This window comes from Glycomyces sp. MUSA5-2, assembly GCF_037034145.1.
In the GTDB taxonomy this organism is placed as follows: Bacteria; Actinomycetota; Actinomycetes; order Mycobacteriales; family Micromonosporaceae; genus Glycomyces; species Glycomyces artemisiae.
The window spans coordinates 554,820-567,269 of record NZ_JBAGKG010000003.1 but is presented as its reverse complement, the minus strand read 5'-3'; the positions used below and the strand labels follow the sequence as shown (position 1 = coordinate 567,269).

Annotated in this window: 8 protein-coding genes and 1 pseudogene; all 9 read right to left on the bottom strand. The window is 72.2% G+C overall.

The genetic code is table 11. From position 1 onward, the window contains the following. Positions 1–17: 17 nt before the first annotated feature. Complete coding sequence (gene atzF, locus WA640_RS12765; RefSeq protein ID WP_335988046.1) at positions 18–1,685, bottom strand: allophanate hydrolase; 1,668 nt, start codon at positions 1,683–1,685, stop codon at positions 18–20. A 29-nt stretch (positions 1,686–1,714) separates the two neighbouring features. Beyond that, positions 1,715–5,296, bottom strand: coding sequence for an urea carboxylase (gene uca / locus WA640_RS12760; protein WP_335988045.1), 3,582 nt, complete (start codon positions 5,294–5,296; stop codon positions 1,715–1,717). Between the two features lie 19 nt (positions 5,297–5,315). Further along, on the bottom strand, positions 5,316–6,023 hold the full coding sequence (locus tag WA640_RS12755; protein WP_442904736.1) for a GntR family transcriptional regulator: 708 nt from the start codon (positions 6,021–6,023) through the stop codon (positions 5,316–5,318). Next, a complete protein-coding gene (gene urtE, locus WA640_RS12750) occupies positions 6,020–6,712 on the bottom strand; it encodes an urea ABC transporter ATP-binding subunit UrtE (RefSeq protein ID WP_335988043.1) in 693 nt (230 codons plus the stop codon). The genes WA640_RS12755 and urtE overlap by 4 nt, the downstream gene beginning before the upstream one ends. Further along, positions 6,696–7,451: an urea ABC transporter ATP-binding protein UrtD gene (gene urtD / locus WA640_RS12745; RefSeq protein WP_335988042.1), complete on the bottom strand. Its 756-nt coding sequence runs from the start codon at positions 7,449–7,451 to the stop codon at positions 6,696–6,698. Before urtD ends, urtE begins: the two co-directional genes overlap by 17 nt. Further along, positions 7,448–8,515, bottom strand: coding sequence for an urea ABC transporter permease subunit UrtC (gene urtC / locus WA640_RS12740; protein WP_106365738.1), 1,068 nt, complete (start codon positions 8,513–8,515; stop codon positions 7,448–7,450). The genes urtD and urtC overlap by 4 nt, the downstream gene beginning before the upstream one ends. Further along, the gene (urtB, locus tag WA640_RS12735) at positions 8,512–9,396 is read right to left on the bottom strand and encodes an urea ABC transporter permease subunit UrtB (RefSeq protein ID WP_106365739.1); all 885 of its coding nucleotides are present in this window, start codon (positions 9,394–9,396) and stop codon (positions 8,512–8,514) included. Before urtB ends, urtC begins: the two co-directional genes overlap by 4 nt. Before the next feature lie 28 nt (positions 9,397–9,424). Then, positions 9,425–10,694, bottom strand: a pseudogene (urtA, locus tag WA640_RS28840) (urea ABC transporter substrate-binding protein). Between the two features lie 254 nt (positions 10,695–10,948). Next, positions 10,949–12,394 carry a serine hydrolase domain-containing protein gene (locus tag WA640_RS12720; RefSeq protein ID WP_335988040.1) on the bottom strand — a complete coding sequence of 482 codons (1,446 nt, stop codon included), beginning with the start codon at positions 12,392–12,394 and terminating at the stop codon, positions 10,949–10,951. Between the last annotated feature and the right edge of the window lie 56 nt (positions 12,395–12,450).

Genomic DNA, 12,450 nt, shown 5'->3' with positions numbered 1-12,450 from the left:
CGCGGGTACGACACCCGTCAGCCGCGCCGGTTGCGCCAGCCTCCCGCGGCGGTGATGTCCTCGCCCGCCGGTTCGTTGGCGACGAAGCCGGTGGCCCAGGTGCCGTCGGCGAGTTCGACCTTGCCGAGGGTCATGGGGGCGGGGAGGCCGGCGAGGAACGTGCCGAGGGCGGCGGGGCTGAGGAGCCAGCGTTCGCCGGGGAGCGCGGCGCCGTCGGCGGTGCGGACGACGAGGGGTTTGGGGGGCGCGGTGTCGAGTTCGTACATGCGGTAGGCGGGGGCGGTGGTCACCTCGCCGTCGAAGCGGGCGTCGAGGGCGAGCAGCTGGTGGTTGAGGGGCATGCCGGTGAGGTGGGCGCCGAAGACGACGAGTTCGGTCCCGCGGGGGGCGTAGCGGGGGGCGGGGACGTCCCCGGCGCGGGCGGCGAGGTCGAGGGCGACCTGGTCGTGGAAGGCGGGGACGATGACGCTGACGCCGAAGCCCTTGGTGCCGTGCGCGCCCGCGGGGACGGCGACGGCGGCCATGTCGAGGAGGTTCACGAAGTTCGTGTAGGTGCCCATGGCGGCGTTGACGGCGATGGGGTCGGCCTGGACTTCAGTGATCTGGGGGTGGAGCGGCGCGGTGGGGAGCAGGAGCGCGTCGAAGCCGTCGAGGAGGTCGGCGGCGCGGAGGCGGGCCGTGCGCAGGCGCTGCTGGTCGGCCACGAGGTCGGCGGCGCTGAACTTGCCCGCGCCCTTGACGATCTCGGCGACCGTGGGATCGGCGTCGCCCGGCTGGGCCTCGATGTGGGCGCCGAAGGCGGCGTAGCGCTCGGCGACGAGCGCGCCTTCGTAGAGCAGGAGCGCGGCGTCGAGGAGCGGCTGGACGTCGACGGGGACGAGTTCGGTGCCCGCAGCGGCGAAGCGCGCGAGGGCGGCGTCCCAGAGGGGGCGGAAGTCGGGGTCGAGCGCGGCGAGGTTCGCCTCGACGGGGACGGCGGCCCGCGCGGCGGGCGGGGCCGCGAGCGGGGCGTCCGCGGGCCAGGGCCGGGACGCGGGGTCGAGTGCGCTCTCGCTGGTCATGGTGCGGATCGCGCGGGTCGCGAGGTCGAGGTCGGGGGCGAAGACGGTGAGGCAGTCGTAGGAGGGGCAGGCGGGGACGACGCCGTCGACGGGGACGAGGCCGAGGGTGGCCTTGACGCCGACGATCCCGTTGAGGGCGGCGGGGACCCGGCCCGATCCGGCGGTGTCGGTGCCCAGCGCGAAGTCGGCGATGCCGAGGGCGACGGCGACGGCGGACCCGGAGGAGGACCCGCCGGAGATGCGGTCGGGGTCGGCGGCGGCGCGGACGGGCCCGTACGGGGAGCGGGTGCCGACCAGGCCGGTCGCGAACTGGTCGAGGTTGGTCTTGCCCAGGCAGATCGCCCCGGCCGCGCGGAGGCGCAGCACCGCGGTGGCGTCCTGGATCGGCGTGTACGCGAAGGACGGGCAGGCCGCGGTGGTGGGCAGCCCGGCGACGTCCACGTTGTCCTTGACGGCGAAGACCGTCCCGGCGAGGGGCAGGCGGTCGCCCGCGTCGACGCGAGCCTGGATGCGGGCGGCCTCGGCCAGCACCTCGGCCTCCTCGCGCAGGCTGATCCAGACCTCGGGCCGGTCGGCCTCACGGATGCGGGCGTAGGCGGCCTCGACGCGTTCCACGGTGTTCACTCGGTCCCCTGTCCTGTTGTCCACGTTGTTTATCGGATGACCAGCAGCGGCGCGCCGGGCGCGGCCTGGTCGCCGGGCGCGGCGAGCACGCGCGTCACGGTCCCGGACACGGTGCACACTACGGGCATCTCCAGTTTCATCGCTTCGAGCACGACGACGGCGTCCCCGGCGGCGACGGTGTCGCCTTCGGCGACGTTGACGCGCCACACGCTCGCGGCCATCGGCGCTTCCACGAGGGTCTCGCCGTCGGCGAGCTCGATCGCGTTCCCGCCGCCGGGGGCGGGCTCGGTGTGGTCGCGGTCGAACTCCCCCGCGTCGGCCCAGCGCTGCCGCTCCGCTTCGAACGCGGCGGCCTGGCGGGTGCGGAACGCGTCGATCGAGTCGGCGTTGTCGGCGAGGAGGCGCCGGTAGTCGGCATACGCGAACGTCCCTTCGCGGATGTCGATCTCGGCGCGTCCAGCGGCGAGGTCGCGGCGGGTCTCGGCGAGCTGCTCCTCGGAGACGCGCTCGAAGACGACGCGGTCGAAGAACCGCAGCAGCCACGGCAGGCCGTCCTTGAAGGACGCGAGGTCGCGCAGGCCGGCCCAGATGGGGGCGGTGCGGCCGACGAGCTGGTAGCCGCCCGGGGAGTCCATGCCGTAGATGCACATGTAGGAGCCGCCGATGCCGACGGTGCCTTCGGCGGTCCACGTGCGCGCCGGGTTGTACTTGGTGGTGACGAGGCGGTGGCGCGGGTCGACGGGGACGGCCGCGGGGGCGCCGAGGTAGACGTCCCCGAGGCCGAGCACGAGCCATTCGGCGGCGGTGGCGATGTCGGCGACGTCCTCGATCGAGTCGAGGCCGTTGATGCGGCGGATGAACTCGATGTTCGAGGGGTTGAAGAGGGCGTCGTCGCGCACGTTGGTGGAGTAGCGGGCGATGGCCTCGTCGACGACGGCGTCGTTCCAGGAGATCGGCAGGCGCACTTCGCGGGAGGGCACGGTCATGTCGCCGGTGTCGGGCAGGTCCGCTTCGAGTTCGGTGAGGAGCCCGGTGAGGGTGCGGATCGGGAGCACGTCGGGGTCGACGTGCAGGTGGAGGGAGCGCACGCCGGGGGTGGTGTCGATGAGCCCGGCGGGGTTCGCGGCGGCGAGGGCGTCCATGAGGGCGCCGACCCGCATGCGCAGGGCCAGGTCGAGGTGCATGGGCCCGTATTCGAGGAGGATCGCGTCGTCCCCGGCGCGGCGATAGGCGACGGCAGGCCGGTCGTCCCCGGCTTCGATGAGCGCGAGGGTCGCTTCGTCGCGGGCGGCGCCGACGAGCGGGACGGGCGCGGCGACCGGATTGGCGCGCAGGCGGTCCGCTTCGGCCTCGTCCACGGGCAGGAACCGGACGGCGTCGCCGGGGCGCAGCTGCCCGAGCTTCCACCGGTCGGAGGTGGTGACGGTGAACGGGCACGCGAACCCGCCGAGGCTGGGCCCGTCCGGGCCGAGCAGCGCGGGAGTGTCGCCGGTGAAGTTCACGGTGCCGACCGAGTACGGGTTGTCGTGGAGGTTCGAGGGGTGGAGCCCGGCCTCGCCGCCGTCGGTGCGGGCCCACTCGGGGCGCGGCCCGTCGAGGCGCACGCCGGAGCGTCCGGCATGGACCTGCACGGACCACTCGGCGTCGTAGATCCGCTCCATGTCCGCGACGGTGAAGTAGTGCGGCGCGGGCTGCGGACCGGGCGTGACCGCGAGGGTCCATTCGTGGCCGAAGGACGGGCGGTCCGCCACCGGGACCGGGGAGGTGGTCCCGGTGGCGGGGACCGGGAGCAGGCGGTCGCCCGCACGCAGCTGGTCGCCGGTGTAGCCGCCGATGCGGCCGGGCGGGAACGTCGAGGCCGAGCCGAGGAACGTCGGCACGTCGAGGCCGCCTTGGAAGAGCACGTAAGTGCGGGCGCCCGCGTCGATGATCTGTCCAACCGCGAGCTCGCCGCCCGCGGGCACGTCGATGGGGACCCACTGCTCGACGGGGGCGCCGTCGAGCGTGACGGGCGCGGGCGCACCGGTGACGCACACCGTGACCGGGACGCTGAAGCGCAGCGTCGGGCCCGCGATCGTGCATTCGAGGCCCGGCACGCCTTCGTCGTTGCCGAGGGCGCGGTTGCCGAGCCGGAACGACAGGTCGTCCATCGGACCCGACGGCGGCACCCCGACCTGCCAGTAGCCGATACGGCCCGGGAAGTCCTGCACCGTGGTGAGGACCCCGGCGGCGATCACGTCGATGCGCGGCGAGGCGTCCTCGATCGTGGCGACGGTGCCGGTGTCGTGCTCGACGGCGAGCACCCGCGGGTCGACCGCGGCGGCCCGGAGCTGCCCGAGGTTGGTGTGGACGCCTTCGATCCTGGTCTCGCCCAAGGCGTCCGCGAGCGCGGCCCAGGCGTCGGCGCGGGTCGCGCCGGTGGTGATGACCTTGGCGAGCATCGGGTCGTAGACGGCCGGGACTTCAAGGCCCCGCTCGATCCACGTGTCGACGCGGGCGGTCTCGGGGAGGTCGACGCAGGTGAGGAGCCCGGCGCTGGGGAGGTGCCCGCGGGCGGGGTCCTCGGCGTACACGCGGGCCTCGACGGCCGCGCCGGTGACGGCGGGGCCGGTCCCGTGAAAGGCGCTGTCGGGGAGGCCGTCGAGGAAGGCGGTGTCGCCCGCGGCGGCGCGGATCATCCACTCCACCAGGTCGATCCCGAGGACCGCCTCGGTGACGGGGTGCTCGACCTGGAGGCGGGTGTTGAACTCCAGGAACGACGCCTCCTCGCGGTCGGCGTCGTAGATGAACTCGACGGTGCCGGCCGACAGGTACTTCGCTTCGGCCGCGAGCGCGCGGGCCGCTGTGTGCATCCCGTCCCGCACGGCGTCGGGGAGTCCGGGTGCGGGGGCTTCTTCGATGACCTTCTGGTGGCGGCGCTGGAGCGTGCAGTCGCGGTCGGCGAGGGAGACGACGCGGCCCTCGCCGTCGCCGAAGACCTGGACCTCGACGTGCCTGGCGTGCAATACATAGCGTTCGATATATACCGAGTCGTCACCGAAGTTGTCGGCGGCGAGGCGCTTCACGGACGCGAACACCTCGGCGAGCGCTTCGGCGTCCTCGGCGACGCGCATCCCGATGCCGCCGCCGCCCGCGGACGCCTTGACGATGACGGGGTAGCCGATGGCCTCGGCGGCCTTGACGGCCTGCTCGGCAGTGTCGAGCGCGGCGGTCCCGGCGGCGAGCGGGACCCCTGCGGCGGTGGCGGCCTCGCGGGCGGTCACCTTGTCGCCGAACCGCTCCAGCTGCCCGGGGGTAGGGCCGATGAACACGAGGCCGGCCTCGGCGACGCGGCGCGCGAACTCGGCGCTCTCGGCGAGGAACCCGTACCCGGGGTGGACGGCCTGCGCGCCGGTGTCCTTGGCGGCGGAGAGGATCGCGTCGACGTTGAGGTAGGACTCGGCGGGGGCCGCGGGCCCGACGCACACGGCCTCGTCGGCCTCGCGCACGTGCAGCGACGCGGCGTCGGCCTCGGAGTAGACGGCCACCGTCTCGATCCCGAGCCGGTGGGCGGTCCGGGTGATCCGCCGGGAGATCTCGCCGCGGTTGGCGATGAGGATGCGCTCGAACATGGGTCTCGCTCTCGAAGTGCTAGGGCCGGACGGCGTTCGCGAGGTGGGCCCAGGTCAGGGCGGCCTCGGCGCGGCCGACCACGATGGACCGGGACGTCTCGATGTGGCGGGTGAGGATCGCGGTGGCCTCGCTGTAGCGCCCGTCGAGGGCGCCTTCGGCGATGGCGATGTGCTCGGCGATGGTCGACTCCATGCGCTCGGCCGTGAAGTAGTCGAACATGCGGGCGGGCCGGATGCGGTTGTTCACGACCTTGAGGGCCTCAGCGAGCTGCGGGTTGCCCGAGGACGCCAGGAGCGTCAGGTGGTATCGCTCGTCGGACTCCACGAACCCGGCGTCGGGCCCGGGCGGGGCGTCCCGCAGGCGGTACCAGCGGTCGAGCTCGGGCCCGAGGAGGTCCGGGTCGTGCTTGACGTCGGGGTCGGCGGCGGCGCGGGCGAGGCCGCGCAGTTCGAGCGTGAGGCGCACTTCGTACAGGTCGTTGAGCTGCTCGATGCGCGGCCGGTACGGGTACAGGCCGTCGACTTCGCGCGAGACGAGCCCGTCGGCCGCGAGGCGGCTGAGCGCCTCGCGGACCGGGGTGCGGGAGACGCCGTAGTTCCCGGCGAGGCGCTCCTCGCCGAGGCGCTTGCCGGGCTCGTAGCGGCCGTTCATGAGGTCGGCGCGCAGGGCGATGTAGACGCGTTCGGCCAGTGGGCCTTCGGTGTCCGGCAATGGCGAGAACGTCATATGGCCATCGCCTCCCGGACTCGGGTCTCGGCTTCGGTGCCGGTGGGGCCGGAGGAGGCCACGCGGCCCGAACGGAGCACGTAGTAGCGGCTCGCGGCCTGGAGCGCGAAGCCGAGGTGCTGCTCCACGAGGAGCACCGACAGGCCGCCGCGCTCGGCGAGGTCCACGATGGTCGACTCGATCTCGGCGACCACGTTGGGCTGGATGCCTTCGGTCGGCTCGTCGAGGATGAGCAGGCGCGGCTCGGTGATGAGCGCGCGGGCGATGGCGAGCTGCTGGCGCTGGCCGCCCGAGAGCAGCCCGGCCTGGCGGCCGAGGAGGCCGCGGAGGGCCGGGAACAGGTCCAGCTGCTCGTCGATGAGGGCCCGGCCGCGCTTGCGCCCGTCGGCGACGAGCCGCAGGTTCTCCCCCGCGGTGAGGTGCGCGAAGCACTGCTGGCCTTGGGGGACGTAGGCCATGCCTGCCTTGACTCGCTTGTTGGTGGGCCTGCCGGTGACGTCAGTGCCGTCGAACTCCACCGTCCCCTTCATCGCGGGGATGAGGCCGACGACGGCGCGCAGGAGCGTGGTCTTCCCGGCCCCGTTGTGGCCCATGACGGAGACGACCTCGTCGGCGCCGATCTCCAGGTCCACGCCGTGGACGACGGCCGAGCGGCCGTATCCGCAGGTGAGGTCATGCAGTCGCAGCATCGGCGTTCTCCTTCGCAGTGCCGAGATAGACCTCCTGGACGCGGGGGTCGTCGGAGACCTCGTCGACGGTCCCGGCGGCGAGGACCGCCCCGGCGTGGAGGACGGTGACGCGGTGGGCGAACGCCCGCATGAAGTCCATGTCGTGCTCGACCACGGCGACGGCCCGGTCGGCGGCGATGTCGTGGAGGAGCAGGCCGGTGGTCTCGCGCTCCTCGTGGCCCATCCCGGCGATCGGCTCGTCGAGGAGGAGCACGTCGGCGTCGCCGACGAGGAGCATCCCGATCTCCAGCCACTGCTTCTGGCCGTGCGCGAGGATCCCGGCGGGCGTGTCGGCCTTGTCCTTGAGGCCGATGCGCTCCATGGTGTCCGCCACGTGCTGCGGCAGGTCCTTGCGGCGGCGCAGCAGCGTCCACGGGGAGCGCCCGGCCCCGGCGGCGATGTCGAGGTTCTGCGCGACCGTGAGGTTCTCGAAGACGGTGGCGGTCTGGAAGGTCCGGCCGATCCCCTTGCGGGCGATGTGGTGGACCTTCTTGCCGCGCAGCTCCTCGCCGTCCTTGACGACCGAGCCGGTGTACTTGGCGAGGCCGGTGATCGCGTCGACCAGGGTGGTCTTCCCGGCGCCGTTGGGGCCGATGAGGAAGTGCACCTCCCCGCGGTCGAGTTCGAGGTCCACGCCCGCGACGGCCTTGAACCCGTCGAACGCGACTTCGATCTGCTTGCAGCTCAATGCGGCACTCATGCTGCGGCCTCCACTGGTTTGCGCTGGAACCGTTTCGTGACGGCGGCGACCGAGGCGATCCCGCCGGGGAGCAGGGCGATGACGAGGACGAACAGGAGCCCTTGGGCGTAGGTCCACGCCGACGGGAACTGCTCGGACAGGGCGGTCTGGGCCCAGGCGACGGCGAGCGCGCCGATCACGGGCCCGAGGAGCGTCGCGCGGCCGCCGATGGCGACGCCGAGGAGGAACATGATCGAGGGGACGATCCCGATGCTCGCCGGGGAGATGATCCCCACGATCGGCACGAACACCGCGCCCGCGACGGAGGCGAACAGGGCGGCGACGGCGTACGCGACGACCTTGACGTTCGCGGCGTCGTAGCCGAGGAACCGCACGCGCTCTTCGGCGTCGCGCACGGCCACGAGCAGCTCGCCGTAGCGCGAGCGCCGCAGTTGCAGGGCGACGGCGAGGACCACGAGGAGGATCCCGGCGGCGATGAAGTACAGCATCTGCTGGTTGACCGGGTCGTCGAGGTTGTACCCGAAGAAGTACCGGAACCGGCTGAGGCCGTTGAACCCGCCGAGGGACTGCTGCCCGATGAGGAGGATCGCGAACGCCCCGGCGAGGGCCTGGGACAGGATCGCGAAGTACGCGCCCTTGACGCGGCGCTTGAAGACCGCGAGGCCGAGGAGGACCGCGAACGCGGTCGGCAGGAGCAGGATCATCGCGATCGTGAACACGGGCGAGGAGAACGGTGCCCAGTAGGCGGGGAGTTCGCGGATGCCCGCGAGCTCCATGAAGTCGGGGACGGCGCCGGGCCCGTTGCGGAACTCGGCGTCGGCCATCTTCAGGTGCATCGCCATGAGGTAGGCGCCCATGCCGAAGAACACGCCCTGCCCGAGGGTGAGCATCCCGCCGCGGCCCCAGGCGAGGCCGATGCCGACCGCGACGATCGCGTAGCACAGAAACTGGGCGAGCAGCCCGAGCCGGAACCCTGACAGGAGCAGCGGCGCGAGGCCGAAGAGGACGAGCGCGGCGGCGGCGAAGCCGGTCCAGGTGCCGAGGCGCGATTGAAAGAACTTCATGCGAGGCTCCTGGTTCGCAGCGTGAACAGGCCCTGCGGGCGCAGTTGCAGGAAGACGACGATGACGATGAAGACGCCGACCTTCGCGAGCGACGCCGTCGAGTACGTCTCGAACACCGCCTGCATCGCGCCGAGCGCGACGGCGGCGACCACCGCACCCTTAATGCGGCCCAGGCCGCCCGCGACGACCACGAGGAACGCGTCCACCAGGTACGACTGTCCGGTCGTGGGGCTCGTCGACCCGATGAGCGTCAACGCGACTCCGGCGACCCCGGCGAGGCCGGAGCCGATGAAGAACGTCGCGGCGTCCACGGTCCGCGAGGAGATCCCCGCGGTCTCGGCGAGGTCGCGGTTGCCGACGACGGCGCGGATGCGCCGCCCGGCGGGCGTGAACCGCAGGACCAGGGCGACGGCGGCGACCGACACGACCGCCAGCGCCATGATGAACAGGCGGGTCTTGGGGACGGTGACGCCGAGGAGGTCGACGCCGCCGCGCAGGAACTCGGGGACGGACACGTTCACCGCGGGCGCCCCGAACACGTCGCGGGCGGCCTGCTGGAGGATCAGGCCGACGCCGAAGGTGACCAGGAGCGTGTCGAGCGGCCGGTGGTAGAGGCGCCGCAGGAGCAGCGCTTCGAGGACCAGGCCCATCGCGCCGCCGACGAGGAACCCGGCGGGGAGGGCGATCAGGAGGGAGACGCCGGCGTCTCCGACGGCCTGCTGCACGACGTACGCGGTGTAGCAGCCGGCCATGATGAACTCGCCGTGCGCCATGTTGACGACGCCCATCTGGCCGAAGGTGAGCGAGAGGCCGAGCGCTGCGAGGAGCAGGATCGAGCCGGTGCTGAGGCCGGTGAAGAGCTGTCCTACGAGGAGGTCCACGGTGTCTCCTTCCTGATCGCCGGGGGTGCTACTCGGTCACCGCGAGGTCGGCGGCCCAGTCGTAGCCGTCGAGGAACGGGTCGGGGTCGATGGGGCCGTCGGACTCCCAGACGGTGTAGAGGAGGCCGTCGGCGTCGATGCGGCCGATGCGGGCGGTCTTGGTGACGTGGTGGTTCTCGCCGTCGATGACGACGGTCCCTTCAGGGGAGTCGAAGGAGACGCCGTCGGCGGCGGCCTGGACGTCGGCGACCGCGAAGGACCCGGCCTTCTCGACCGTTGCAGCCCACAGGTAGACGGAGTTGTAGGCGGCCTCCATGGGGTCGGAGGTGACGCGGTCGGCGCCGTAGGCGGCCTTGAACGCCTCGACGAACGCGGTGTTCGCGGGCGAGTCGACGGTCTGGTAGTAGTTCCAGGCGGCGAGCTGGCCTTCGATGTTCTCGACGCCGATGCCGCCGACCTCCTCTTCGGCGATGGAGACGCTCATGACGGGCATCTCCTCGGCGGTGAGGCCGACGTTGGCGTACTCGCGGAAGAACGCGACGTTCGAGTCGCCGTTGAGGGTGTTGATTGAACACGGCGTCGGCGTCTGCGGCCTTGACCTGGTTGACGATGGTGGAGAACTCGGTGGAGCCGAGGGTCACGTAGTCCTCGCCGAGGACCTCGATGCCGTGGGCTTCGGCGTAGGCGTTGATGATCGCGTTGGCGGTGCGGGGGAAGACGTAGTCGGAGCCGACGAGGTAGATCGACTTGACACCGGTCTCGGCGAGGTAGTCGAGCGCGGGGATGATCTGCTGGTTCGTGGTGGCGCCGGTGTAGAAGATGTTCTCGGAGGCTTCGAGGCCCTCGTACTGGACGGGGTAGTACAGGAGCGAGTCGTTGTCCTCGAAGACCGGGAGCATGGCCTTGCGGGAGGCGGAGGTCCAGCCGCCGAAGACCGCGGCGACGCAGTCCTCGCGGATGAGCTTCTCGGCCTTCTCGGCGAACACGGTCGGCTCGGACGCGCCGTCCTCGGCGACGATCTCGATCTCCTTGCCCTGCACGCCTCCTGCGGCGTTGATCTCGTCGACGGCGAGGGTGATGGCGTCGCGGACGGTGGTCTCGGAGATGGCCATGGTGCCGGAGAGGGAGTTGAGGGCGCCGACCTTGATGGTGTCGCCGGAGGTGTCGACGCAGGACTCGGCGGCGGCGGTCTCCTCCCCCGCGCGGGAGCCGCACGCGGCGGTGGCGACGAGGCCGGTGATGGCGGCGGTGGCGGCGAGGGTTCGGGCGAGGTGCCTGGCGTTGAGGCGAAGTGGCATGTGCAGTTGACCTTTCGCAGAGGAGCGTCCCGGGACTGAGGGGTGCCGGGTCTGCAAGGGGGCGTCGCCGCAGGCTGCGGCGGTGTACGAGTGCGTATACAGCGTCGTATCCGCTCTGGGTACAAGCTATGGGCGCGATGTTTCACCGCCGTTCACGTCGAGCACGGCCGTATGAACTCTCGTTGCCCGCATGTAAAGAAGCGCGCACAACGAAGGGCGCCGCCCCGGGAGGCGGCGCCCTTGTTCGCTGGTGGCTAGTCCGGGGTGCGGCGCAGTCGGACCGTCCCGGCCCAGACGCGCACGGCGGCGGTGAGCAGGGCGGCGACGCCGAGGGCGGTGAACAGCCAGGCGACGTCGGGCATCATGCCGAAGAACGCGGCCCGGCTCGGGGCGAGCCCCGGGACGAGCGCGAACGAGACGTACGCGGCGGCGAGCGCGGCGAGGACCCAGCAGGCCATGCCGGTGATGGTGAGCGGGCGGTTCGCCTTGCGGGCCTTGCCGAGGCGCAGGAACGTCAGGTACACCGTGGCGAGCGCCGCGAGCAGGAGGACGCAGAGCCCGGCGAGCAGCGACGGGTACAGGAGGTCGGTCTCGGGCTCGACCGGGTCGCCCCCGGCGAGCATGCGGGCGGCGCCGAGCATGGTGCCGATGAGCGCGGCGTCCTCGAAGTAGCCGTAGCGGTTCTGGGCGACGACGACGGCGCGGCCGAGTTCGGGCAGGAGGATCACGCCCGCGGAGAAGCCGGGGGCGCCGCCGGTGTGCCACACGGTGGTCGTGCCGAGGTCGGCGTTGCGCGAGTCGACGCGCCAGCCCAGGCCGTAGTCGACGGTGTCGTTGACTTCGACTGCGCCCGTGTGGGTCTCGGCGACCGACTCGGGGGTGAGGATCGCGGACCCGCCGAGCTGGTCGACGGCGAACGCGGTGAGGTCCTGGATGTTCCCGCCGAGGTAGCCGTAGGAGGGGCCGGTCTGGTCGAAGCGGGTCTTCACGGGGAAGGGCTGCCCGAAGGCGACGGCGTGGCCGCGGGGGACGTCGGCGGCGTCCTCGGCCGTGGTGACCGCGCCCGTCATGCCGAGCGGGTCGAGGACCGCTTCGTGCAGGTACTGCTCGTAGGGCATCCCGGCGGCGGCTTCGACGACGGCGCCCGCGACGACGTAGTTGGCGCTGGCGTACTCGAAGGACTCGCCCGGTTCACTGATCGGCTCGACGGCGGCGAGGTCGGCGACGGCGTCGCCGTAGGGGTCGTCGTGGTGGTCGAGGCGGTCGGTGAGGCCGGTGCCCTCGGGGATGCCGGTGGTCTGCCGGAGGAGGTCGCGCACGGTGATGCGGTCGGAGCGGTCCCGGTCGGCGAGCGTGAAGTCCGGGAGGTAGTCGGTGACGGGCGCGTCGAGGTCGAGGCGTCCGTCTTCGACGAGGGTCATGACGGCGGCCGCGGTGACGGGCTTGGCGACGGACCCCCACAGGAACGGGGTCCCGAGGTCGACGGGGTCGCCGGAGCCGTCGGCGCCCCAGCCGACCGAATAGGAGTTCCCGTCGAGGTCGACGATGGAGTAGGCGGCGCCGGGGACGCCGGTCTCCTCGAAGCGCCGTTCCAAGTACTCGGCGACGTCGTAGTAGGGCTGCTCCTCGGCCGGCACTTGCGGCAGCGGCATGAGCGGGGCGAAGGCCGCGAGCGTGGCGGCGAGGACGGGGATCTGCATGGGTGTTCCCTGGGTGTCGGGGGTCCTGGCGATAACCATACGGCGGTATGGCAACC

What these genes read in the sequence shown, in the direction of transcription:
- uca (WP_335988045.1), bottom strand. Translation starts at nt 5,296, where the DNA reads ATGTTCGAGCGCATCCTCATCGCCAACCGCGGCGAGATCTCCCGGCGG.
- WA640_RS12755 (WP_442904736.1), bottom strand. Translation starts at nt 6,023, where the DNA reads ATGACGTTCTCGCCATTGCCGGACACCGAAGGCCCACTGGCCGAACGC.
- urtE (WP_335988043.1), bottom strand. Translation starts at nt 6,712, where the DNA reads ATGCTGCGACTGCATGACCTCACCTGCGGATACGGCCGCTCGGCCGTC.
- urtD (WP_335988042.1), bottom strand. Translation starts at nt 7,451, where the DNA reads ATGAGTGCCGCATTGAGCTGCAAGCAGATCGAAGTCGCGTTCGACGGG.
- urtC (WP_106365738.1), bottom strand. Translation starts at nt 8,515, where the DNA reads ATGAAGTTCTTTCAATCGCGCCTCGGCACCTGGACCGGCTTCGCCGCC.
- WA640_RS12720 (WP_335988040.1), bottom strand. Translation starts at nt 12,394, where the DNA reads ATGCAGATCCCCGTCCTCGCCGCCACGCTCGCGGCCTTCGCCCCGCTC.